The organism is Arthrobacter sp. 754, from assembly GCF_040548695.1.
In the GTDB taxonomy this organism is placed as follows: domain Bacteria; phylum Actinomycetota; class Actinomycetes; order Actinomycetales; family Micrococcaceae; genus Arthrobacter.
In genome coordinates this window covers 646,410-671,389 of record NZ_JBEPSC010000002.1, presented here as the reverse complement: position 1 = coordinate 671,389, position 24,980 = coordinate 646,410, and the positions used below count along the sequence as shown (strand labels likewise).

General features: G+C 66.6%; 11 protein-coding genes. All 11 read right to left on the bottom strand.

The annotated features are described in order from the left end of the window. Positions 1–17: 17 nt before the first annotated feature. The 11 genes from ABIA70_RS08470 to ABIA70_RS21650 all read right to left on the bottom strand — a co-directional run bounded on the left by ABIA70_RS08470 (position 18) and on the right by ABIA70_RS21650 (position 24,978). Positions 18–1,844 carry a serine/threonine-protein kinase gene (locus ABIA70_RS08470; RefSeq protein WP_354147142.1) on the bottom strand — a complete coding sequence of 609 codons (1,827 nt, stop codon included), beginning with the start codon at positions 1,842–1,844 and terminating at the stop codon, positions 18–20. Further along, on the bottom strand, positions 1,841–3,667 hold the full coding sequence (locus tag ABIA70_RS08465) for an FHA domain-containing protein (protein ID WP_354147141.1): 1,827 nt from the start codon (positions 3,665–3,667) through the stop codon (positions 1,841–1,843). The genes ABIA70_RS08470 and ABIA70_RS08465 overlap by 4 nt, the downstream gene beginning before the upstream one ends. Before the next feature lies 1 nt (position 3,668). Further along, positions 3,669–4,571 (bottom strand): PP2C family protein-serine/threonine phosphatase, encoded by a 903-nt coding sequence (locus tag ABIA70_RS08460; protein ID WP_354147140.1) that lies wholly within the window; start codon positions 4,569–4,571, stop codon positions 3,669–3,671. Next, positions 4,568–5,905: an RDD family protein gene (locus ABIA70_RS08455; RefSeq protein WP_354147139.1), complete on the bottom strand. Its 1,338-nt coding sequence runs from the start codon at positions 5,903–5,905 to the stop codon at positions 4,568–4,570. The genes ABIA70_RS08460 and ABIA70_RS08455 overlap by 4 nt, the downstream gene beginning before the upstream one ends. 218 nt (positions 5,906–6,123) lie before the next feature. Beyond that, positions 6,124–8,727: a transglutaminase domain-containing protein gene (locus ABIA70_RS08450; protein WP_354147138.1), complete on the bottom strand. Its 2,604-nt coding sequence runs from the start codon at positions 8,725–8,727 to the stop codon at positions 6,124–6,126. Continuing rightward, positions 8,724–10,055 carry a DUF58 domain-containing protein gene (locus tag ABIA70_RS08445; protein WP_354147137.1) on the bottom strand — a complete coding sequence of 444 codons (1,332 nt, stop codon included), beginning with the start codon at positions 10,053–10,055 and terminating at the stop codon, positions 8,724–8,726. The genes ABIA70_RS08450 and ABIA70_RS08445 overlap by 4 nt, the downstream gene beginning before the upstream one ends. Positions 10,056–10,109: 54 nt before the next feature. Further along, on the bottom strand, positions 10,110–11,081 hold the full coding sequence (locus ABIA70_RS08440) for an AAA family ATPase (protein WP_354147136.1): 972 nt from the start codon (positions 11,079–11,081) through the stop codon (positions 10,110–10,112). Positions 11,082–11,112: 31 nt separating this feature from the next. After that, positions 11,113–17,235 (bottom strand): Ig-like domain-containing protein, encoded by a 6,123-nt coding sequence (locus tag ABIA70_RS08435; RefSeq protein WP_354147135.1) that lies wholly within the window; start codon positions 17,233–17,235, stop codon positions 11,113–11,115. A gap of 130 nt (positions 17,236–17,365) precedes the next feature. Then, positions 17,366–23,557, bottom strand: a complete 6,192-nt coding sequence (locus tag ABIA70_RS08430) for an Ig-like domain-containing protein (RefSeq protein WP_354147134.1) — start codon at positions 23,555–23,557, stop codon at positions 17,366–17,368. Positions 23,558–23,690: 133 nt separating this feature from the next. Next, complete coding sequence (locus ABIA70_RS08425) at positions 23,691–24,806, bottom strand: adenylate/guanylate cyclase domain-containing protein (RefSeq protein ID WP_354147133.1); 1,116 nt, start codon at positions 24,804–24,806, stop codon at positions 23,691–23,693. Beyond that, positions 24,796–24,978 carry a hypothetical protein gene (locus tag ABIA70_RS21650; RefSeq protein ID WP_502917192.1) on the bottom strand — a complete coding sequence of 61 codons (183 nt, stop codon included), beginning with the start codon at positions 24,976–24,978 and terminating at the stop codon, positions 24,796–24,798. The genes ABIA70_RS08425 and ABIA70_RS21650 overlap by 11 nt, the downstream gene beginning before the upstream one ends. Positions 24,979–24,980: the final 2 nt, after the last annotated feature.

Here is a 24,980-nt window from a genome sequence, read left to right as displayed (position 1 = left end):
TATGCGTCTGCCTGCAATCACTTGCGGATGCAGGCGATCGAATCTTCTTCCAGGGGCGAGAACATGCCGTCGCTCCTGACGAGCATCACCTGGATGCAGGTGGGTTCACTGGGATTCAGTGCCACCTGGGCCCTTGGCTCGGCCGTGGACTGGTATTCGCCGCTGCCCCCGAGGGCATAGACCCGCCATTTGTAGGCGTCCCCGGCCTTCGGCTGAGGGTTGGTCCAGGTAAAGGTCGCCTTGCCCGTGGCATCCACTGTTCCCGCCAGGTCTGCGACGTCGGGGACCGTGCCGTCATCGAGGGCATCCGCCGGAGGTTTGCTGATCCCGGCTGTCGGAGCCACCTTCGGCGCGGGCGCGGCGCTGGCCATGACGATTCCCACGATCACGGCGAGGACCAGCAGGGTCCCGCCGGCGACGCCGAGCCACAGATTCCGCTTGCCGTGGTCAGTTGGCGCCTCAGGGGCGGTTTCCCGGACAGGAGCGGGACGGCTGATCGTCGCATCGACTGCCTGCTCTGCCGCAGCGGCCCGGCCCGGGGATCCTGCCTGCTGTCCCTGTCCTGCCTGCGGGACAAGGAGGCCCGGCCCTTGCACGGTTGCGTCCTGGGGGGTGCCGTACTCAGTGGCGGCGGGCGCACTGCCCCGCAGCATGGTGGCATGGGCCCATTCACCGGCCGGGTTCGCGCCGGGTTGCTGCCCGGCGGATTGCTGACCGGGTTGCTGCCCGGACTGCTGCCCGGCAAAGAGGTTGCCCGGCACTTGCGGCTGGGGCCCTCCCGGCTGCACGGCGGCTGGCGGAAAGCCCGACGACTGAAAGCCCGACGGCGGCGCGCCGCTGCCGGCGCCCTGCGGCCGGGTGCGTGCCGGGAAAGTCGGCGCACTGCCGGTGCGCTCGGGATCGATGGCCGCGATGCTCCGGACGCGGGTTTCCTCGAAGCCGTCGTCCGGATGGCTGTCATCCTGGTGCTGCTCTTCAAGGACCTCGAAGGGCGTGACCGACAGGTTCAGTTCGGCCTGGATCCGTTGCAGGGCAAGGGCGAACGCGTGCGCCGAGGAGTACCGGGACGCAGCAGACTTCGCCATCGCCGTCGACAGTGCGCGTTCGAGCGAATCCGGAACGTCCGCCCGCCCCAGCCGTGGCAGGGGCGAGTTCGTGATCCGTGAGATCAGTTCACGCTGGGAATTATCCGTGCCGGGCATGACAAACGGGGATCTGCCGGCCAGCAGAGTGTACAGCGTGGCACCCAGTGCCCAGACGTCCACCATGATGCCGTCGACCGGGCCGTCGGCAAACTGCTCCGGCGGCGACCACGGAATGGACATCCCGGCGTCCTCGTCAGCCGCGTCACCCAGGGTTCCCGAGATCCCGAAGTCCGTCAGCGCGGGCCTGTTGTAGTCCGTCACCAGGATGTTTGCCGGCTTGATGTCCCGGTGGGCGATGCCTGCCCGGTGTGCGGTTTCCACCGCGGAGGCCACCTGGATCCCTACAGCCAATACCTCATCGACGCTGAAGCGCTGGCGGCGGTACCGGACGTCGAGGCTCGGCCGGGAGCAGTATTCCATCGCCAGGTAGGAGTGGCCGGCGTCGGTCACCTCCGCCTCGTAGATCGTCACGATGTACGGATGGGAGGACAGCTGGGCCATCAGGTTCGCTTCGGACTCGAACCTGCGCCGGGCACCCTCGGTCTTGAGGTCGGACAGGAGGACCTTGACCGCCACCTTCCGCCGCGGCCGGTCCTGTTCGTAGAGATAGACGTCGGAGAACCCGCCGGAGCCCAGCAGGCTGATGTACGTGAACCCCGGAATAGGGGGCGGCGGCGCGATCGGCCGTTTCGAACTCAAAGAATCTCCTCAAAACGCAACGAGATGTCGTCCCCCAGCTCAGCGATGTCGCCGTCCAGCAGGATGGCCATTTCGTTCTGGGCAAGCCGGCGGGGCTGCTGGCCCTCCCGGACCAGGACTGTTCCGTTCGTGGCCTTGAGATCACAGAGCATCACATGCCAGCCCTCAAGCCTGACCTCAACGTGCGACCGCGATATGTCGCCGCTCGGGCTGGCCACCTGGACCAGCCGTGGCATTCCTTCGCCCTGGACCCGGGAAACGGAAGGCTGGCGTCCAATCACCAGGGACTGGTCGAGATCCACCATTTCCCCGGTTGATACCCGCATCCTGCCCAGCCGCGGCCGCGCCACCTGGACGGCGTCGGCGGGCAGCGGCGAGCGGCAGACTGCGCACTGCGCGTGCGTCGGGGGGTTGGCGTGCCCGCGTTCGCAGACACGGGCCAGCACGAGGGGGCCGACGGCGGTGCGGGGCTCCGGCGCATTGTCCGGCTGCGCGGCCGTTCCGGCCGGACCGTGCTTGACGTTGAGGTCGCTCTTCATGATGGTCTGGCCGTCGTGGTCCGGGTCGAAGTCAGCCGGAGAGACTGCTGCCCCGGAGACCGGGGCGAGTTTTGCGGGTGCCGATACTCCCGGGTCCGCAGCCAGCGGGGCCGGTGCTCCCGGGGCCGCCGGAAGGTTGAACGACGGCGGAACCTGGACAGCGGGGGCGCTGCCGGCACCGGTCCGCCACGGGACCGAATCGATCAGTCCGCCGCTGAGGCCGGTTGAAGCTGCGGCTGCCGGCGCTGCGTCATCGTCCGGCGCCTGGTTCAGATGTGCCTGGTTCGGTGCCTGGTTCGATGCCTGGTTCGGTGCCTGGTTTTCTGGATGCCCGGGGTCCTCTGCTTCGGGCTCGTCGCGGACGGCGGCATCTTCGATGCGGCGGACGACGGTTTTTTCCCAGAGATGGTCGTAGCTGCCCGTCAGTTCGTGGGCAGGCACCTGGTCCGGAAAGGACACGGGAGCTTCAGGCAGCACAGGCTCCGGGTTTTCCGCATAGCGGGAGTCCTCGTCCATGAGCCCCATCACCGTTTCGGCCGAGACCTCACTGTCCCCACTCATGGCGCCGGTGCCGGTGCCGCTGCTGCTTGGTCCAGCTGCCGGCCCCGCTTCTGATTCCTCCACCACGTCTGGCTCGACCTCAGGGGCAGCGTCAGGTACGGGTGCAGCTGCAGGCGCCTCTGCGCGCGTAAGCTCAGGTTCCGGAGCAGGCTCAAATTCAGGCAGCTTGTCCACTTCAGGCACCGGTTCAACGGCACGCTGAGGGCCGGCTTCGGGTTGAGCGGCGACGGCGTCGGGCACAGCAGTTTCGTTGGCTGCGTCCCCGTAGGCCGCATCCCCGTTGGCTGCGAGTGCCATGGCCAGGGACCGGAGCAGGACCACGCCCTCGCCGAGCGGGAGAAGGGTTCCCGGCCGGCTATCACCTGCGACGGTGAGGACGTACCCCTCGGGAGCAGCGAGACGGCGCTCCGTCCAGGTGGTGACATCCCGCCCATTCAACTCAACGGAGGCATCCGGCAGCTGAACAATCAGGTCAAGGTCACCGCGGAGGAAGACCCTGAGGGAGTCACGGAAATCCACGATTCCGAACGACGGGATCTGAGCCAGGGAAACGCCGAAGCCGCTGGTGACGGCATGCAGCACTTCATGGACTTCCGGGGTCGTCCCCAGCAAATCCCACAACGACTGGGCGAGCTCGGGCGAGGACCCGGGCCCCAGCAAAACAGCTGTGCGGGAACGGATCACTCCAAGCCAGGTTCCTGAGGTGTAGCCAGCGGCAGCCATGTCAGCGCTCCCCCTTTTCGTCTTCACGGTCCGCCGGCCTGCTGGCGTCGACGATCTGTGCCCGGGGCAGGGTGACTTCCTGTTCGGCATCGGCGGGGCGGCGGGGCGCAGTTACTGCAATGCCGGCGTCGTTCATCACGTTCTTGGCGTCAACCACAATGACGGTGACGTTGTCCCGGCCTCCGTTGCGGAGTGCTGCCTGGATCAGGGCATCCACTGCGTCCTGAGGGTGGCCGACAGTACTCAGGATGCGGAAAATGTGCTCGTCGGTCAGCTCGGCGTTGAGGCCGTCGGAGCAGACGAGGATCCGGTCGCCTTCTTCAACAGGCAGCAGCCAGTAATCGGCCTCGGTCTCGTCGCCCGTGCCCAGAGCCCTGGTTACTACGTGCCGGCGGGGGTGGACGGCAGCCTGTTCAGGCGTTATTTCGCCCGCATCGACCAGTTCCTGGACCTCCGAATGGTCCACGCTGACCTGGGCGAAGTTGCCCTGGCTCAGCCGGTAGGTGCGCGAATCACCGATGTTCATGACCAGCCAGTACGGCATTCCCATCTGTTCGACGACGACGGCTCCGGTGAGGGTGGTTCCGGCGCGCGCACCGGTTACGTCCCTGATGGAACTGTCGGCACGGAGCAGGTACTGCTGGAGAACGGAGGCCGTGACGGACCGCTCCCCGGTTGCGAGCTGTGGCATGGCGGCCAGGGCCCTGACGCACATCCCGCTGGCGATCTCCCCTGCTTCGTGTCCGCCCATGCCGTCCGCCACCGCGAAGACAGGATCGGAGGCGATGAAGGAGTCTTCGTTGAGCTCCCGCCGCAGCCCGCGGTCCGTCCCGTAGCCGTAACTCAGGCTGAGGCCCGATGCGTGGTCATCGTCAGTGGAGACGCTGTCCGGTTGTGAATTCATGCCTGTCCTAGGTGGAAGGAACGGTCACCAAAGTGGACAGTGGATCCCGGGCTGACAAAGGCTGGTACGCCCGGCTGCAGCGGCGTGCGCAGGCCATCCGGGGTGGTCACGGCGCTGCCGTTGGTGGAGTTCCGGTCAGTGACCCAGACGCCCGCACCGTCGGTCAGCAGGTGGAGGTGCGTCTTGGAGATCGAACGGCCGGGGTCATTGATGGCCAGGACCTGGGACTGCTGCTCCCCAGTCTGGCCTACCGGGTTCCGGCCCACCAGGACGTTGCGGTCGAGCTGGAAGTCCCGGCCGTCGTCGAGCTTGATCCGCAGCACTGCCACCGGCGCCGAATAGGACGCACCGCCGCGCATCCGCGTACGGTCATGGTCCTCATCCGGGTGGGGGGCCGGCTGGGAGTTGGCTGGCTGGGAGTTGGCCGGCTGAAAAGGAAAAGCTTGTGCCGGGGCGGCCTGGGACGGAGCCTGCGCGAACGGCGACGGCGGCGCCGTGTAAGGCTGCGTCGCAGTGTGCGCCTGCGTCGCAAGGTGGGGCTGTACCGGTGCCGGAGTGACGGCTGGGTAAGGCTGCAAGGGTGGGTAAGGCTGCACGGCTGCGGGCTGCTGGGCTGCGGCCGGCTGCAGTGGCGGCTGCTCCTGGTTCGCCGGCGCCTGGTTCGTTGGCAGCCGAGCGGCACCGGCGACGGGCGAGGCAACCTGCTGGACAGGGGGCAGATCAAGCGGAGCGAAGCTGTACGGGCCCTGGATCCCGCCTGAGGTGATGGGGTTGCGGCCGGCCTTCACGTCGAACATCAGGGTTTTGGATACAGCGTCATGCCAGCCGCGGAGCCTGCCGTTGCGGTCCCAGGTGTTTGAAACCACCACCAGGACGGCCCAGACGGCACCGGCCAGGAGGAGCGGGCCCAAAATGAACGTGGCGATGCCGAACCACTGGAAGACGATGACGGCCAGGGCGGCCAGGAGGGTCAGGATGATGCCTGCGCCGGTGACGAGGCCGCGGAGGGCTACTCCCCCGGCCCCGGGCGCGTAGCCATCCTTATCGGCGCTGCGGATCCCCATGGCCCGGTTGCCCACGGTATTGCCGGTGCGGCCTTCCAGGCTCATGAGGACCAGAAGGTAAACAAGGGTCAGCCCCAGGCCGATGCCGCCGAACAGGACCAGCGAAGCCGTGTCGTAGATGATGAAGCCGCCGCTTTGGGTACGCGTGATGCCCGCGAAGCCGAGGGAGAAGGTCACCACCAGCACTGCGACCGGCGCCAGCCAGTCGAGCACTGCGGCGCCAAGCCGCTTGCCGGCCGTGGCCGGCACAAGCTCAAGATTGGCTGCCATTCCCGTTCCTCCCCCTGGAGCCGTTCGTACTACCGGGATAGTACCGGGTATCTGGAACTGCTGCTCCGCCGCGCGATCCATCAGCGCCCGTTGGGCGTGATCCGCATTGCGCCCGCTGCGGGCAGATCGGTTCGGCAGCGGAGCCCCGCAGGCCGTGCAGAATGTGGCGCCGCCGCGGATCAGTTGCTGGCACCGCTGGCAGCGCTCGGCCTCGTAGGTCATGATTCAGTGGGTTTCTTCCTGCCAGGGTTCCGCAGAACGGTGGACTCATCAGCCTCGGGGGCTGCCGCCGTCGTCCGGGTACCGCTTTCCTGAACTGCCGGAGCCGGGCTGCCGGAGGTGTCCGGGCCGGTCTCCACCCTACCGGTGGGGGCCGGTTGTGCCTTGGAGCCCTGCCGGGACGGTGCCAGCGGGCCCAGTCCGATCCGGGCGCCACGCAGTTTGAGGGCGTTGCGGCCGTCGGCGAGCAGGGAACGGGGCGAGAACCTTGCCTGCTGGCGGCGCCAGAAGCCCACGGTCCCGGTCATTTCCTTGAGCGAACCGTCCACGATGTTCCAGTACTCCCGCACATCTTCCTCGCTCGGCTGGCCCGCGCCGAAGATGGAGGCATCGGCCCGGTGCGCGAGCATGGTGGTGGTCTGCCCTGTCGCGGGGAAAGCTTCGGCCACCACAGCCGCGCTTTCGCGCCTTGTTGAACGGGTGTCGATTCCCGCGCCCATGTCCGTGGCCAGGCTGAGTACTTCGTTCCAGCCACCACCCACACGCTGCGCCGGGTGTCCGTCAGTGAAACGTGCCTTCCGCCGCCGCGACTTCAGCAGGGCGATCAAAAGGAGCGGCAGCGCCAGGATGGTGATCGGAATGAGGGCAATGCCCAGCGCCCCGAGCAGTGCACCCCAGAACAGCCAGGGGTTGTTCTTCTTCTGGTCGGCGTCCAGCGCATCCGGGGAGGAATCCGGCGGGAGGTCGGCGGGTTCCTGCGGCGGGGGCGGTGGCTGAAGCACCTGGGGCTTCGGCTTGGACTTGTTTTCGGGGTCCGGCGGGATGGGGATGTTGTCCTTGGGCGGGGTGGGGTCGAAGGTCACCCAGCCCACCCGGTCGAACGCCACTTCCACCCAGGCGTGGACGTCCTTGCCCGTGATCTTCACTTCGCCGGCGCCGTTCTCGGGGCTCGTGGGTTCGGGGTAGAACCCCATCACCACCCGTGACGGGATCCCGAGGTGGCGGAGCATCAGCGACATGGACACGGCATACTGCTCGTCGTCGCCAAGCATCTGCTTGGCGGTGAGCAGGTTCCGGATCCGTGAGGAGCTGTGGCCGGAAACGCTGGGCAACTGTCCCTCGGTGACCAGCCCGTTGCTGAAGGCGCCGGTCTTTTGGAAGTGCGCCTCGATTTGGCGAACCCGGTCAATCGCGGTGGGGGCATCGGCGGAGAGGTCATTGGCCTGGGATCCCACCACCGGCGGGACCTCGACAGCGTCCGGAAGCGTGATCTTGGCGAAGTCGTACTGGGTCAGCTGTCCGTGCTCAAGCTTGACCGGATCCGAGACCTGGACGCTGTAGGAATCGCCCTTTGAAAGGCCCCTGGTGGTTACCGCAGTGTCCGTGCCTGCGTTGAAGTAAAGCCCTGACGCCGCGGCGGAGGCGGTCTGGTCAAAGCTCAGGCCGGTGGTCTTCCGGCCGCCCGGAACGAAGTAGCCCTGATAGTCCTCGATGGTGACGTCGATGGAGTAATCGTTGGTGGGGACCACGCTGGACGTATCGGCCAGGGTGTTGATTGACTCCGTGTCGCCGACCTTGCTGAAGCTGCCCGAGCCGTTGGGGTCCATGTTGTAGTTGGTGCCGTTGAAGGTATCCAGGGCGCCCAGCCGGACACGGGCATCCCGCGGCAGGCCTTTGACCACGAACAGCGTGTCGTCTTTTTTGTCCTTGACGAACGTCCGGAAACTGGCCAGGGGCGTGATGTAGGCCTTCGGATCAAACGGCGGGACCACCACGTTGCGCAGGACCTTGCGGTCGGAACTGGCGGTGACCAAAGGCGCTGCGAGGGAGGTGATGACGACGCTGGCAGCTATGACGGCCGCTGCGGTTCCGAGCCTGCGGAGCCGGGCCTTCCTGGCCGTTGCGGTATCAGTCTCGGGGCGGTTCACGGAGACCTTCCGGGTGTCGCTGCGCCGGAGCGCATCCCTCCGGAAGGTGGCCCAGGCGATGGCAATGACAGTGAGCCCGATGCCGCGCTCCACCGTCAGGAAGGCAGCGTTGGTGCTGAACGCTATGCCGGTGACGAACAGCGCCAGCACCGGAAGCAGCGGCCAGTAGGGGCTCTTGAGCCGCCAGGTGAGGATGCCGCCAACCAGGGCGGTCAGCAGCGAACTGAGGAACGGCACGATCAGCACGCCGCCGGCTGACCCGACCGGCACGCCCACTGTCAGCATGTCTTTCCAGGCGAACACGACGCCCAGGAGCAGTGTCCGCAGGGAATCAAGGCCCGGCAGGAAGCCGGCCACCGACGCGTCGGGAACAGCCAGTACAGTGCCGAACACCAGGTAGGCGCCGAGGGCGGCAGCCGTGGTGATCAGCAGCCCGAGGCGCAGGTGGGCGTTCGCGGCAGCGATGCCCAGGCCCAGGAAGATGCCGCCGAAGCCTGAGACCAGGTAGTAGGGGTCCCCGCCGAAGCTCAGGCTGAAGCCCAGCAGGCCAAGCCCCAGAAGTATGGTGAGGGCGGCGGCGTCGAGCACGAAATGCCAAATGGGCTGCCCGTCGCCGAACGCGGATTCAGTCTGCCGCTGCTGCTGTCGAGGCCGGAGGACCGGTGGGGCGCTCATGCGGCGGCCTTTCTGAGGACGATGGCGAGATCGGCAAGGTCGCCGAGGGTCAGGACTGTGAGGTCCGCGATGTTGGCGCGGCCTGGGGCTGCGCCGATCTGGAGGCGGACAGCCAGGCTGCGGACTCCCGGCGGCACGGATGCCGCGGCTGACCTGAGATGGGCGGGGGTGACATTGCTGCCCACCACGAAAAAGACCACCGACGCGTTGGGAACCGTATCGGCCAGGGTACGGGCGAGGTCGACGGCGGTCCGGCGCATGGGTGCGCCGACAATCCGGGTCATGTCATCCAGCATGTTCCGCCCGGTTTCGCAGCGCAGCGGCCCCTTCTGGGTCAGGACATCCAGCTCGCGCTGCTCGCGGATGGCCTGCCGTCCGATCGATGCCGCCGCCGAGATGGCCATTTCGAATTCCTGCTCTGACGCGTATTCGTCGGTGTTGATGGACAGCGAGATGGCAAGGTGGGCGCGGCGGGTTTCCTCGAACTGGCGCACCATCAGCTTGTTGGTCCGTGCCGTGGTCTTCCAGTGGATATGCCGCCGGTCATCGCCCGGTACGTAGTCGCGGAGGGCGTGGAAGGAAACGTCGGCACTTGAGAGGTCAGTGGTGGGCATGCCTTCAAGGTCGCGGATGAAGCCGGCAGCGGAGCCGGCCAGGGCAACGGTGCGCGGGTGGACAAAGAGGTCTTCCGGCTCAGTCCACATGACCTGACGGCGGAGCAGGTGCAGCGGGTCTGCCCGGACGGAGCGGACAGGGCCCACCACGATGACGGCACGGCGGGCGGTGGGGATGGTGAAGAGGTCCTCATGCACCTGCCGGGGCTTCATCCTGGGCAGGTGGAAGATCGCGGTGGCGTTGCCCACCGGCAGTTCCAGCGCGGCCGGCAGGAGCGGGCGGGTTGAGGTGTTGGAAACGGAAATACTGCCCACCGCGCTGTCACCCACGGCCACCCGGGTCCGGGCCAGGTCCAGGATCACACCGTACGACGAGCGGCCCATGATGAACCCGATGGCGATAAGGATGAGGACGAACGCGGCGATGGCCGCGGCCTTGGCCTCCTGCCAGCCGAATGCCTGGCCGAGGCTCCACAACAGGATGGAGGCGGCAAGGACCGACCAGCCCAGGACGCTGACCACCGAGACAACTGGCCACACGTAGCGCAGCCACAGGCCGCGGGTTTTCTGCCACGCCGGAGTCAGGGCGAGGGCTGCGGTGCTTGTGGCCTCGGCCCAGACAGCCGGGGGGTGCAGCCGGGTTGGCCGGCCGTCCCGGTGGAAGGGCTGCCGAAGCAGGTCAGCAAGCCGGGTCAACGGTGTGCTGCTGGACATAGAGGTGCCTTTGTTTGCGCTGGTCGGTGGTTGTCGTTAGGTCCGCAGGGACCGTCAGGCGTTGGCGCGCTGCTGCGGTGCGGCGACGTCGGAGAGGACCCGGGCAAGGACTGCTTCCGGGGTGGCGCCGGAGAACTCGGCCTCCGGGTCCATCACAAAGCGGTGGGTCCAGACCACGGGCGCAAGTTCCTTGACGTCGTCCGGCAGGACGAAGTTCCGCCCCTGGCCCGCGGCCCACACCTTGGCAGCGCGGACCATGGCGATGGCGCCGCGGACGGAGACACCCAGCCTGGACTCAGGCGCGTTGCGCGTCTCCTCGCAAAGCCGGGAGATGTATTCGAGCACCGCAGTGTCCACGTGCACCGTCGCGGCCAGGTCAGCCATGTCCGCCACGGCCTGGGTGGTGATCACCGCGGAGAGCTCCTTGGAGCGGTCCTTCAGGTTCGATCCGCCCAAGAGCCGGACCGTGGAGGCGTGGTCCGGATAGCCGATGGAGGTCTTGATCAGGAAGCGGTCCAGCTGCGCTTCGGGCAGCCGGTAGGTGCCCGCCTGCTCGATCGGGTTCTGGGTCGCCATCACCATGAACGGCCGGCCGGCCTCGTAGGTGACGCCGTCCACGGTGACCCGGGACTCCTCCATGACCTCCAGCAGTGCCGACTGCGTCTTCGGCGATGCCCGGTTGATTTCATCGGCCAGGACAATGTTGTTGAAGATCGGCCCCTTGTGGAACTCGAACTTCTGCGTCTTCTGGTCGTAGATGGTGACGCCGGTGACGTCTGAGGGCAGGAGGTCGGGGGTGAACTGGATGCGGTTGTTGGAGCCCTGGACGGTGGCTGCCATGGCCCGCGCCAGCATGGTCTTGCCGGTGCCGGGAGCGTCCTCGAACAGCACGTGCCCTTCGGCCAGCATTGCGGTGAAGGTCAGCCGGATGACGTGGTCCTTGCCCAGCACCGCCTGCCCGACGTTGGCAACGAGCTTCTCGAAAGTGCCGGCAAACCATTCGGCCTGCTCAGTGGTCATGGTCATGGAGTAAGTCCTTTTCTTCGGTTCTGAATGGTCATCGTTGTGGCATTCCCCCGGGCGGGTTGCAGCCCAGTGAAACGGTGTCGCACCTGGCGTAGTTCCCTGACGCGCCACCGCTGGTCAGGTGGTACCAGACTCCCGACGGGTTGGCCGAGGTCTTGTACCAGACGACATAGAAGTCGGTCTGCGCCGTGTAACCGGTGTCAAACCATTTGCCGGGGCTGATGCACTGGTCGGGGTTGGAATTGCGGTAGCTGTCCGTGCCGTACCGGGGTTCGGTACAGGTACGGACCGGTGTCGCGGAGACGCCCCACGACGTGGGCGCGGGCGGCGGTGGTGCTGCGCCGCTGCGTGAGGTGTCCTGGCCGATCCGGCCTGGCTGGTTGGCGCTGATGGCACGGACACGAAGCTGGACCGTCTCGCTGTAGCCCACGGTCTTTGAGAACGACCGCTGGTCGGTGTTCTGCCAGCCGCCGCCGTCGACGCTGTACTGGTAGCCCGTGACGGGACGCCCGTTGCCGTTGGGCTGGTTCCAGGTCCAGGAAACGGTCCTGTCCCCCACCCCGCTGCTGTTGCTGCCCGTCACCGTCGGGGCGAAGGCCAGCCCGTACGGGTTCACTGTGTTCGAGGCGGGACTCGCATCACCGGCGGTGGAACTGCGGGATGACACAGCCCAGACCACGACGGCGGTATCGGTGCCGTTCGTGGCTGCCACCACGCCTCCGCCGGCGGGAATGCTTCCGCTGCCGCCGCCGGAGGTCAGCCGGTACATGTAGGAGATCTCGCCGGGGGCCGATCCGTTGCGCTGGGCCTCGGTCAACCCGGGGAACCGCACATCGATCTTTCCGCCGTTGTTGTCCGTGTCGACCAGGGTTGCGGTCGGCTGGCTCACCATGCCCGGTTTGCCCACCGCCCGGATGGCCGCAGACTGCGCGCTGGTCCCGGAGGTACCCGCCTTGTTGGTGGCGGAAACCGTGAAGGTATAACCCGCTTCGGAGTTGTCCACCGTGACGTTCTGGGTGGTTCCGGCGACCTGCTGCGTGGCCACCGCGGCGCCGCCCCGCAACGTGGTCAGGGTGTAGGCCGAGACCGCGTCCCCGTTGTTGTTCGGAGCAGTCCAGCTGACCCTCAGCTGGGTCTGTGTTCCCACGGATCCGGCCTGCGAGGCCGTAGGGGCAGCGGGCGTAACGGGAATGCCTGCCGGCACTTCTGCTGCGGAATACGCGCTCCATTCGGATGGTTCCTTGGCGTCGTTGCGGGCCAGGACACGGACCTTGTAGGACACCCCGTTCTGGAGTCCCTTCCAGACGTAGCTGACTGCAGTCAGGTTCTGGATCTGCGCGTTCTGGCCGGCGGGCGGCGGCGAAATTTCCAGGTCATAGGACTTGACCGGGGACCCCTTGCTGGCCGGAGCCACCCAGTTCACGGACAGCTCCCTGTCGCCGAACTTCAGCGACGGCGCCAGCGGGGTGTCCGGCTTGACGTCGGGCCTGATTTCCGCCGACGCGGGCGAACGGTCAGATTCGCCGAACCCGTTGGTGGCCGTCACCTCGAAGTGGTACTTGGTGTTGTTGACCAGCCCGTTCAGCGTGCAGGTGTTGGCGGGGCAGTCCTGCCGGAAACCGGACTCGCCGTACACCGTGTACTTGGTGATGGGTGAGCCGCGGTCTGCCGGTGCCGACCAGTTGAGCAGGGCCGTCTGGTCCCCCACGCTCTGTGCCTGCGGTGTGGTGGGCGCCAGTGGCTTGTCCTTGACGGTGAGGCGGATGCGGGCTGTTGCCTGCCGCGACGCCTCCCCGGTCTTGTCCGCCACCGTGTAGGAGACCACCATCGATCCAGAGAAGCCTGGAGCCGGTGTCACCACCACGGATTCGCCCGATACCTCCACGTTGCCGCTGCCGGTCTCGGTCGCTGCCGAAATGATCTTCAGCGCCGTCTCCGGGAACGGGTTGGAATCGTTGGCCAGAGCCTTCACGGTGACCGGTTTCCCGGCCGCCGCGCTGGGCTCGACGTCATCGTTGGCCACCGGTTTGGGCCGGTTCGAAGCCGTCACCGCCAGCTGGTAAGTGGCAGTGGCCTCGAGGCCTCGGGAGTCCTTGGCCTTGATCTGGACGGCACCGGATGTGCCGGTGGACGCTGAACCGTCAACGGAGGTCTTCAGCGTCTTTCCGTCGATCCTGGCGTTGAAGCCGGCAGGGCTGCCACCCACAAGTTCGTACTTCATGTTCCCGAGGTCGTCCCTGTCGGGGTCCGACGTCAGCCGGCTGAGGTCCAGGTCGGCGGATTCGCCCTTGGGCACCTCGACGCTGGCGCCGAGGAGGGTGGGAGCGTTGTTGCGGTTTGGATCCGGCAGGACCTTGGTGCGGATGCTGAGGGTGGACTTCAGGCCGGCGGGATCATCCGGGCCGGAGCCATCAGTGACTTCGAAGCTCAGCGAGCCGGGTCCCACGTAGTCGCCACCAGCGGTGTACTTGAGCGAGGTGGCGCTGCCGCCGGTGGGGTCACCGCCGTCGGCTCCGATGAGCTTGATCCGGTCAGTCTGGGTGATCCGCGGGGACCGTCCTTCCCGGACCTTGACCCATTCGTTCAGGTCAACCGTGACGGACTGTCCGGAGGTCACCTCTATGACTTCGTCCCTGGAGAGGGTGGGAACCTGCTGCCCGATGCCCGGAACCCAGATGATCGCGATGGACTTCTGCCCGTCGACGTCCTCCACGGTGTACGGGATGAGCTGCGGCTGTTCGGTCAGGTCCACGATCATGTTCCCGTCGGAGCCGGGGCGGGCAGTGGCGGCCTCGGTGCCAAGTTTGAGGTTCTCGCCCACGCCGTCGGGGTCTTCGTCGTTCTTCAGGACCGGAACATCCACGGCGGTCTTGCCCATCGTCTGGGCAGAGGTCACGCGGTCGTCCCGGGCAATCGGGGCCTTGAGCGGCACGTCGTTGTCCACCACCACGCGGATGGCGGCCTGGGCGGCCGCGCCGCGGTCATCCGCAATCGTGTACCGGACATTGACGGTCCCGGCGGCGCCCGGAGCCTGCACGATGACGCGTCCGCTGGTCTGGCTGACGGTCGCCTGCAGGGCAGCATCGGCCTCGATCCCATCGGTGAGGATGCGGATCAGGTCGCCGTCGGGGTCGGTGTCGTTGCCCGTGGCGTCCACCGCGATCTGCCGGCCGGGACGGACCCTGACCTCATCGTCCACGGGCGTCGGGTTCTGGTTCGTTTCGCCGCGCGGGGCGACGCCGACCGTGACGGTGCCGGTATTGACGGCGCCCTGGCGGTCCACCACTTTGTACCGGAACGTATCGGTGCCGGAGCCGTCACCGGCTGCGGTGAAATCGATGAAGTTGCTGCCCACCGTGGCGGTTCCCATGGCAGGGGTGCTGTCGATGCCGGTCAGCTGGACCGAGTCGCCATCGGGATCAATGCCGTCCAGCGGGACCGGGATGCGCACCGTTCCGGCAGCAACGACGCGGGCCGTCAGGTTCGGCGGCTGCGGCCGGGAGTTCTGGGCCCCTTCGAGGGGAAGGACGTGGATGGTCACCGCGGCAGCGCTCTTTTGCCCCTGTGGGTCCACTGCGTTGTAAATGGCACGTACGGTCTTGGGCTGGGGACCGGCGATGAAGCGCAGGGTGTTCTCGGAGACAAAGCTCTTGCCGTCCGGTTCATCCACTGCCTGCGGCAGGACGGGGTCAACGCTCAGTTCCAGGCCCTGCGGATGCGTATCGTTCTGCAGCACCGGAATGGTCACGACGTCTCCGACGCGGACGTTGACCTCGTCCGGCTTGGGCTGGGGGGCCTCGACGACGGCGGGCGCCGGGACGGGGACCACCGAGACGCTGCCGGTGGCCGACTTCCTGCCGTTGGACATGGTGTATTCGAAAAGGAACGGGTCCTTGGTACCCAGGACATCCGTGATGCGCAGGACGCTGTGGTCGATCACGCTGACCGAGGCCGTGGTGTTCTCCGGGAGCTTGACGGACTGCAGCACCAGGACACCGCCGGAGGGATCGGAGTCGTTGGCCAGCGGGTCCAGCAGCACGCTGCCGCCGGTGGGCATCAGGGCAACATCGTGCACCGCAACGGGGTCACCGGCGTCCTTGCCGGACTCCACGTCCACGCGGATCAGGCCCTGGCTGCTTTGCGGGCCGTTGCTGGCAATGTAGGTCAGGTAGACGGGGCCGGGGGTGGTGCTGCGGAACGTGAAGGTGCCGCCATCAGTGACAGGACCGAGCTCAGCGGGTCCGTTCGCCTCCACCTGTGCCAGGCGCAGCGCCCCGCCGTTGGGGTCGGCGTCGTTCTTCAGCGGTGCGATCACCAGGTCCTGGCCCACCACCGCAGTGACATGGTCGGCGTTCACCACGGGCGCCAGTGCGCCCGGAGGCTGGACGTTGACCACCACCTTCCCGGTAACGGTGTCCCTGCCGTCCCAGATGGTCACGCTGACGTTCTTCTTGCCGGCAGTTGCTCCGGAGTCCTGGTAGGTGAGCAGTCCGTCACGCCGGACTTTGACTTGGTCCTGGTCGTTGTCCGCCTTGGCGTCCATCAGCACCAGGTCGTCGCCGTCGGGGTCCATCCAGTCGGTGAGGATGTTCTGGCTCACGGTCTTGCCCTGTTCCACCAGCATGGTGGTGGAGTCTCCGCCGCGCTTGAAAAGCGGAGGCTTGTTCTGGTCCGGTCCCACCACAGTGAGCGCCACCTGGCCGCCGGCCGAAAGGCCCCTGCCGTCTGCGGCGTTGTAGCTGAACGTCTCGCTGCCGGGCCTGGTGTCCGCGGGGACGGAGATCTGGAATGCGGTGCCGCCATAGATGTTTTGCAGGGTGCCGGCCCTGGGTCCGGAGTCGACGGCGGCCGTCAGGACGTCGCCGTCGGGATCGGAGTCGTTGTCCAGGACGCTGAGAATGGTGGTCCGTCCCGGGCGGACCCCTACCGTATCCGGTTTGGTTTCCGGCGGCCGGTTCGGCTTGGTGCGGTCAGGAAGGACGTTGATGGTGTTGTTGTCCGCCGACTCCTGGTCCTGTTCATCGGATTCGTTCTTCGGCGGTACGACGTCGTCCCAGTTGTTCACGAGCTGCATGTTCTGGTTCACCAGCCACACGTTCCCGGAGTTCACGTCGTTAAGGACCACCAGGTCCCGGTTGACCCGGAAAACGTACGACGGCGACGCACTCGCCTTGGGCACGTCCACGTTCTTGTCATCAGCATCGTTGACGCAGTCCCGGACATACTTGTTGGCCCCGGACCACGCCGCATGCACACAACCGCCCAGCTGGACCGGGGCAGCCGGCACACCCTCGCCGTCGAACGTCACCGTCTTCGCCGTCGAACCGTCCAACGGCTGCTTCAACAACGCCTTCGGCGTCGAAATCGCCACAAAATCACCCGCCGGCCCGCCCTGTTGCAGCTTCGCATCCCGCGCACCCTCAAGCTGCAGACGCTTCCCGCCAGGCAGGAACAGGTTCCCCGCAGCAGCATCCAGCACCACCGGCTTGTCCCCCACCACCGTGATCTGCAAGTCACCGGCGCCCTTCAACTCACCCCAGGTGTTGGAACCGGTGGACACCACCACACCGTTGACATCCACTTCAGTGACTGTCACAGCGCCGGACTTCGGATCCGCCGAATAAATCCGGTCGTCCGCCCCCACGGCCGACACCAGGCCCTCAGAACCGACCATCACCGGCTCCGACGCTTCCTGGTCAAAACCGTTTACGGTCGACGGCGACACCGCCCACACCTTGCCCGACGCCGGGTCCGTCACCGAAATCACGCCGGCACCAAAACTCACCTCAGCAGAACCCGGCAACTGCTTATCGCCACCCAGACGCATATTCGCCGGCGACACCTGGTTCAACGTCGAACCCGTCTCATCATCAACAAACACATCCCCGGCGCTCTGCAGAATGTCAAAGGTTGTACTCGCCGGCGTCACCGCACCATCCAACACACGCGACGGATAATTCAACCGCCCCACAGCGTTCTTGGACTTCGAAACAACCCACACGCCGCCGTCGTTCAGCTCCACTTCAGTGGTCTTAAACCCGGGATAGATAATGGCACCTGCAACCAGCGCAACACCCGCCGCAGCAAAAGCGGTGCCGGTGATGAGTTTGTTGTGGCGCTTCTTGAGACCGAGCTTACCCAGCAGTGATGTCACGGCGTCAGATTTCCTTCAAGATTCCGTTGTCCCCCGCCGGGCCTGAGACAGGGCCGGCACCCGAGACAGCCTACCGAGTGTTCCCGGAGCGGGCGATGGGGAGTACTGCCCGCTCTCCGGGCCCCGCCGGCTATGGTGTCGCCCCGACCGGGAAGGTGCAGTTGGGTACGCCGCTCTGGCCCGGCGTGCCGATGGTGGTGTGCCGCGAATCGATCCAGCGCGTCTGGTTCGGCGAGCCGCGCATAATGTAGTACCACTGCCCGTCGCCGCTGTAGTAGGTGCCGTGCGGCTTCCAGCACATAACGTCGAAGACATCGGCGGCGCCCATCCAGGGGCGGTCGGTGCCGCTCTGTCCGTCGCAGGTAAAGTTCCCGGGCTGGCTGTTGTCGTAGGAGGTGGCGCCGGGCAAGTCCGTGCAGCTGCGGTACATCCCGGCGTTGAGCCGCGTCGTCCACCGTGTCTTCGCCGGGCCGGACTGTGCGGAGGCAGAGGCTACCGGACCGCCGGTGCCGCGGGAGTTGACGGTCTGGACCTGGATGGAGTGCGGTTCACTGAAACCGCCGGTATTGACCGTCCGGCTGCCGGAGGCGGCCACCCGCTCCCAGCCCCCGCCGTCGATGTTGATCTGGGTGTAGGCCACGTCGTTGGTCGAGGTTGACGGCGAGCTCCAGCTGAAGCTGAGGCTCTTCTGGTTCTCTGCCCCGTTCTGCCCGGAGGCCGACGGCGTTCCTGGTGCACCGTACGGATTCGCTCCCGCCCCTGCGCTGGCGTCTGAACTCGGCGCCACACTGGAGTGCGCTGTGACGGTGATGGTGGTGGCGGCCCCGTTGGCGAAGCCTCCCTTGGTGTCCCCCGGGCTGACGGGCCCGGACTGGCCGGTGGTGGCGTAGTACGTGTAGCTGACCTCGCCATAGGCCGAACCGTTGCGCTCTGCCGCGGTGAGTTCCCTGAAGTTGATGGTCACCTGCCGTCCTGCGCCGCCGGTGTTGGCCTCGGTGACGCTGACTCCGGACACCTGGCTGAGCTTTCCGGTGGCACGGCGCGGCGCGGAGGGCGCGCTGACGGCGCCCTTGCCGGCTTTGTTTTCGGCCTGGACAGTGAAGGTATACGAGGCCTCGGAGTTGTTGGCCGTGAAGTTTGCGGTCCGGATGGTCCCGGCAACCTGCTGGGTCTGCGGGGCGCCGCCGCCGCCGCTCATGGTGACGTAGTAGTTCCTGATGGCATCGCCGTTGGTGTTCGGTTCGGTCCAGTTGACCTTCAGCTGGTTGGACGTGCCCACGGCTGAGGCAACCGACGTCGTCGGGGCGGCCGGGGCAGCCGGCACTCCGGCCGGGTTGTCCTCGGCCGAGTAAAGGCCCCAGTCGGAGGGCCCCAGTTCGTTGACCGCCTGGGCCCGCACCTTGTAGCGCACGCCGTTGGTGAGTCCCGGCCAGGTGTACGTCAGGCCGGTCACTCCGTTCTTCACGGCAATCCCGCTGGCCGGCGGCGGGGAGATCTCCAGGTTGTAGGTCTTGACCGCGGAGCCCTCGGTCTTCGCTGCGGCCCAGTTGATCACCATGTCCTTGTCGCCGGCCTTGACCGTGGGAGACTCAGGCGGAGAAGGCTTCTCATCCGGCCTGATCTCGTTGGAGGACTGCGACGGTGCGGACTCCCCCACTTCGTTGGTGGCGGTGACTGTGAAGACATACTTCACGTCGTTGGTCAGGCCGTTGAGGGTGCAGGTGGTAGTGGCGCAGTCCTGGCTGAACCCGCTGGAGCTGACCGTGTACTTGCTGATGGTGGCGCCGTTGTCCGAGGGCGGAGTCCACTTGAGCACCGCGGTGCGGCTGCGCACATCCGTTGCGGTGGGTGCCGAGGGAGCGTCCGGTTTGTCCCGGACCGTGATCCGCACGCGTCCGTCGGTCTGCCGCGAGACGTCGTCGGTCTTGTCCATCACTGTGTAGCGGACCACCATGACGCCCTTGAAGCCGTTGGCCGGGGTGACTGTGATGGAGTCGCCGGCCACTACTGGCTGGCCGGAAGCGGAGCCGGTTTCCACCGTGGCGGCGACGATCCGCAGCGGAGTGTCGCTGAAGGGGTTGAAATCGTTGGCCAGGACGTTGATGGACTCGGTCTTGCCCGCATTGGCCTTCTCGATCACATCCTCGTTCGCAACCGGCATGGGCCGGTTGGATGCCACGACGGTTGCCGTGACTGTTGCGCGGGCGGGCTCGGAGCGGCCGTCTGTGACCCTGAGCGGGATGCTGCCCTTCCAGCCCGCTCCCCGGCTGGAGTCCGCGGTGACTTTCAGGGTGCCGCCGTCCAGCGTCGCGTTGAAGCCTTCGGGGAGCGTGCCGTCCAGCTCAAACCTGAGCTTCTCCTGGTCCCCGGAATCCACGTCCTTGGCCAGGTTGCCCAGCTCCAGGGTGGCGGACTCGGCCTTGGGCACGTCGAGGGAGGTGCCGCTGAAGACAGGCTGGTGGTTGGCGTTCGGATCGGGGATGACCTTGGTGATGATGCTGAGCGTGGACTTGAGGCCCTGCGGATCTTCTGGACCGGAACCATCGGTCACTTCGAAGGTGACCGAACCCGGCCCCACGTAGTCCTCGAGCGCCGCGTACCGCAGCTGGTCCCCGCTGCCGTTGCCGGGCACCACGTTCTGCGGGTCGGCGCCCTGGACGCGGACCTTGTCCACCTGGGTGATCCGTGGCGTGCGGCCTTCCCGGACGCGGACGTATTCGTTCAGGTCAAGGGTGATCTCTTTACCGGCCATCACTTCGACAACCTCGGAGCTGGCTAGGGTGGGATGCTGTTCGCCCTGGCCGGGGACCCAGATGACCGCCGTCGCGCTTTGGCCGTCGATGTCCGTGACGGTGTACGGGACCAGCTGGTCGTTCGGGGCGAGGGTGACCACAACGTTTCCGTCGTCACCGGTACGGGCGTTCGGGTTGCCGTCCGGCAGGCTGATCTTGAGCTCGGCGGCCACCCCGTCCGGATCGGCATCGTTCTTCAGGACCGGGACGTCCACTGCGGACTTGCCTAAGGTTTCGGCGGGCGTGACCACATCGTCTTTGGCAAGAGGCAGTTTGAGGGCGGCATCCGGGCTTACCCGGACGCGGATTACGGCGCTGCCCTGGGCCTTTTTGTCGTCCTGGATCTTGTAGGCCACGCTCTCGTTTCCGGCAGTGCCCGGCGCGGTGAGGAGTACCTTGCCGCCGTCCGCTGCCTCCACACCGAGTTCCGGGCGGGATTCGAAACCGTTGGACACGAGGCTGACCGGGTCTCCGTCGGGATCCGAGTCATTGGTCAGGGCGTCGACGGCAATTTTACGGCCTGGCCTGACATCCACGGCGTCATCGATGGCGATGGGCTTCTGGTTGTTCGCTTCCTGCGGTGCGATGCCCACGATCACGGTGCCGGTGTTTTCGGCACCTATCCGGTCCCGGACGCGGTAGCTGAAGGTGTCCGTTCCCGCAGCGTTCCCGGCGGCGGTGAATTCGAGGTAGCCGTCCTTGACCACCGCCGTTCCCATGGCGGGGGCCTTGTCGACGCCGGTCAGCTGGACGGAGTCGCCGTCGGTGTCCACGCCGTCCAGCGGAACAGGGATCCGGACGGTCATGCCGGCCACCACGCGGGCGGTGAGGTTCCTGGGCTCGGGGCGGGTGTTTCGCTCGTCATCGCGGGCCCTGATGCGGATGGCCACCTGCTGGGAGTCCGACTGGCCGGACGCGTTGGTGACTTTGTAGATCGCGTAAACGGTCTTCGGGACCTCGCCGGCGATGAAGCGCAGCACGCCGCCGGACGTGAAAGTGCGGCCGTCCGCGGCGTCCGGCTGCTGGGCCAGGACAGGTTCCAGGGTCAGCTTCCCGCCGTTGGGGTCCGTGTCATTCTCCAGTACGGGAATGGTGACCACGTCCCCGGCACGCACAGTTGCCTCGTCCGGTTTGGCTTGCGGTGCCTGGAGTTTGGCGGGCGCGGGGACCACCAGGACGGCGATCTCCCCGCTCGCGGAGGACTTGCCGTTGGAAATGGTGTATTTGACGCTCAGCTGGCCTTCGGCACGGAGGTCGGTGATCCGGACAACGGAGTGGTCCAACACGGAGACGCTGACCGGAAGCCCGTCGGCAGCCGTCACGGACTGCACCACGAGGACGCCGCCGGAGGGATCCGAGTCGTTGCCCAGGACATCCACGAGCACGCTGCCCCCGCTGGGCAGCAGCGCGGTGTCGCGGACGGCCACCGGGGCGCCGTCGCCGCCGCCGGGAACGACGTCGACGCGCACCAGCTGCTGGGCGCTGGCCGGACCGTTCGTGACAAGGTACGTCACGTAGTGCGCGCCCTCGGCGGTTGAGTTGAACGTGAAGGTCTGCTGGTCAGCACCAAGGGTGGCAGTTGAATTGCCGTCCGGGCTGACCTGGGCGAGCCTGAGCGCACCGCCTTGGGGGTCGGAGTCGTTCTTCAGCGGGGCGATCACAGTGTTTACCCCGGCGACGGCGACGAGGTGGTCAGCGTTGGCGATCGGCGGCAGGGCCCCGGGGGCGCGGACGTCCACGGTGACCTTGCCTTCGGCCGAGGAGCGTCCGTCCGAGACGGTGACGGTCACGGTCTTGCGCCCCGGTTCCGTGCCGGCGTCCTGGAAGCTGAGGAGTCCGTCGGGACGGACCTTGACCTGGTCCCGGGGATCGCTGCCGACTGCACCCACAACAAACAGGTCGTCGCCGTCGGGATCGATCCAGTCAGTGAGGATGTTCTGGCTGACCACCTTGCCGGACTGGACCACAAGCGTGGTGTTGCGGTTGGGCTTCTGCCGCGGGGCAGAGTTCTCTCCGGGCGGGACGATGTTCAGCGTAACGTCGGCGGTGGCGGAAAGCCCGCGCCCGTCGTCGACCGTGTACTTGAACGTTTCCGAGCCGGTCTTTTCCGCCCCGATGCCGGCCTGGAACCCGGTGGCGCCGTAAATGGGAGCCAGCAGCCCGGATTTGAGCGGGTCAGGGGTGCGCACGGTCAGGATGTCGCCGTCGGGGTCTGTGTCGTTGTCCAGCACGGGCAGGATGGTGGTCTTGCCGGCGCGCACACCGAACGTATCCGGCTTTGCGGCCGGCGGGTTGTTGGGTTTGGTCCGGTCCGGAAGCACCGTCTGCTGGACCTCGTCGGCGGAGTCCTTGTCAGCGTCATCGGAGGTCTGTTGCGGCGGGATGACGTCGTCCCAGTTGTTCACGAGCTGCATGTTCTGGTTCACCAGCCACACGTTCCCGGAGTTCACGTCGTTAAGGACCACCAGGTCCCGGTTGACCCGGAAAACGTACGACGGCGACGCACTCGCCTTGGGCACGTCCACGTTCTTGTCATCAGCATCGTTGACGCAGTCCCGGACATACTTGTTGGCCCCGGACCACGCCGCATGCACACAACCGCCCAGCTGCACCGGGGCAGCCGGCACACCCTCGCCGTCGAACGTCACCGTCTTCGCCGTCGAACCGTCCAACGGCTGCTTCAACAACGCCTTCGGCGTCGCGATGGCGACGGAATCCGATTCCGGACCGGACTGCTGCAGCTTCGCATCCCTGGCATCCGCCAACGCAAGTTCACGCCCGCCGGCCAGGAACAGCTTGCCCCTGCCCGTGTCCAGCACTACCGGCTGGTCCCCCACGACCGCCACCTGCACATCGCCCGCACCTTTCAGCCCGGCCCAGGTGCTTGACGTGGCGTCTGTGCGTTCGCCTGCGGCGTTGACGGTGGTTTCCGTGACCTGGCCCGATTCCGGATCCACAGTGTAGATCCGGCCATCCGCACCAACAGCGGAGACGGTTCCGGCCGAACCTGTCAGCACCGGCTCTGTGTTTTCCTGATCGAATCCGTTGACCGTGGACGGCGAGAGGGCCCAGACCTTGCCGTTGGCCCCGTCCGTCACGGCGATGACGTTGGCGCCGAAGCTCACGTTTGCCGAGCCCGGCAGCTTCTTGTCCCCGCCCAGGCGCATGTTGGCGGCCGAGACCTGGTTCAGGGTGGATCCGGCGTTGTCATCGACAAAGACGTTCCCGGCGTCCTGGAGAACGTCGAAGGTGGTGCTCGCCGGTGTCACGGCACCGTCGAGGACGCGGGAGGGGTAGTTCAGCCGCCCCACGGCATTCTTGGACTTCGAAACGACCCACACGCCGCCGTCGTTCAGCTCCACCTCAGTGGTCTTGAACCCCGGGTACAACACAGCGCCGGTCACCAAAACCACCAGGGCAGCGCCAAAAGCGCCCCCGGCAAGCCAGCGGCGCGGGTTTCCGCGTGCTGTGGTCCTGGCAGACCTGTTGACAGGCCGGTTTGTTGTGCGCGCGAAGTCGCGAAGTTTCATGGCCGGTATCTCCCCAGATAAGACTCCGGCCTTGCGGAACTACGATCCGCGGCGGCCAGGCACAACCGACTATAGCCGGTTCGCCATCAAGTGGATAAATTCGTTGCGCCCGGAAGGGAACGCCGCGGCAAAGCTAGTCCAGGACCAGTCCCTTGCCCTGTCCGCGCTTGAGCAGGACAGGGTGGATTTCACCGAAACCGCGGACGTTTTCCGCGGGCTGCGGCAGCAGGACGAAGCGTTCGTCCTGGTCCAGGGCGGAAGCCGTCATGGAGTCGATCAGCACAGTTCCGGGATCGGCCAGGCTGGTGAGGCGCGCGGCCAGGTTTACCGTGGGTCCGTAGATGTCGCCGAGCCGGGACAGGATCCGGCCCCAGACCATTGCCACCCGTGCCTCTGGAAGGATTTCGTCCTCGGTAAACGCCTGAGCCAGGGCGAGCGATATTTCCGCTCCAGCTGCCGGTGTTTCGGCAATGTAGAGCACTTCGTCACCAACGGTTTTGACCAGCCTCCCGCCGCCGACAGAGATGATCTCGGCGCACTTGTTCTCGAAACGCTGGACCAGGCGCGCGAGGGTCTTTTCGTTCATCCGTCGGGACAGGCTGGTGTAGGAAACGAGGTCAGCAAACCCGACGGCACGGGCCAGCGGCAGCGGCGCGTCGTCTTCATCGCCCTCGCGGCCCTCTTCGCTGGCTTGCAGGCCAGCTTCCGCCCGCACGCCCAGCCGCTGGACGCCCGCGTTGAGCTGGCGACGCCACGAGTAGACCAGCATCTCCTCCAAAGCGTCCACCAGGCCCGGAAGTTCGTTGACCAACCGCTTCCGTGCCACGGCGTCCGTGACGCCCTGCTCGTGGACCATGTCCTCCACCAGGGCCTCGATCTGCCAGACCACCATCCGGTCCGTCATCTGCCCGATTGCCCGGGTCACCGAGATGGCAGCTTCTTCGGTGAGCACCCCGGATCGGACCAGGTCCACCACGGTGGAGAGCGCTGCCTGGTCGCGTTCGGTGAAGGCCACGTCTTCGTCGCCGAAATTCGGAAAGCCCAAAGCGCGCCACAGCTTCCGGGCCGAGAGGAGCGACAGTCCTGCACCGGCGGCGACCTCACGGCGGCGCAGTTTCCGTTCGCCTCCCAGCAGCCTGGTCTCGAGTGCTTTGGCTGCGATCCGTTCAGCGGAGAGAGTGCCGGTAGCCGGGTGGGCACTTCCGGGCGCGGCGGGAGCCTGCAGGTCCTGCTGGTCCTCATCGTTCATCGTGTCCACCTTCTCTCAACTCCCGTTGCAGCGTCCGGTCTGCGGGGTCCGGCATGCCGGTGTAATCCACAGTTCCGTCGGTCTCCGGATCCGTGCCCTCAGGGAGGTCGTCCATGGCATCCAGGACAAAATCCCGGAACCTTGCGGCTTCCGGGACGTCCTGAATGGTCACCA

Coding starts and splice junctions, on each gene's coding strand:
- ABIA70_RS08450 (WP_354147138.1), bottom strand. CDS start 8,727: ATGAGCGCCCCACCGGTCCTCCGGCCTCGACAGCAGCAGCGGCAGACT.
- ABIA70_RS08445 (WP_354147137.1), bottom strand. CDS start 10,055: ATGTCCAGCAGCACACCGTTGACCCGGCTTGCTGACCTGCTTCGGCAG.
- ABIA70_RS08455 (WP_354147139.1), bottom strand. CDS start 5,905: ATGGCAGCCAATCTTGAGCTTGTGCCGGCCACGGCCGGCAAGCGGCTT.
- ABIA70_RS08460 (WP_354147140.1), bottom strand. CDS start 4,571: ATGAATTCACAACCGGACAGCGTCTCCACTGACGATGACCACGCATCG.
- ABIA70_RS08430 (WP_354147134.1), bottom strand. CDS start 23,557: ATGAAACTTCGCGACTTCGCGCGCACAACAAACCGGCCTGTCAACAGG.
- ABIA70_RS08440 (WP_354147136.1), bottom strand. CDS start 11,081: ATGACCATGACCACTGAGCAGGCCGAATGGTTTGCCGGCACTTTCGAG.
- ABIA70_RS08425 (WP_354147133.1), bottom strand. CDS start 24,806: ATGAACGATGAGGACCAGCAGGACCTGCAGGCTCCCGCCGCGCCCGGA.
- ABIA70_RS08465 (WP_354147141.1), bottom strand. CDS start 3,667: ATGGCTGCCGCTGGCTACACCTCAGGAACCTGGCTTGGAGTGATCCGT.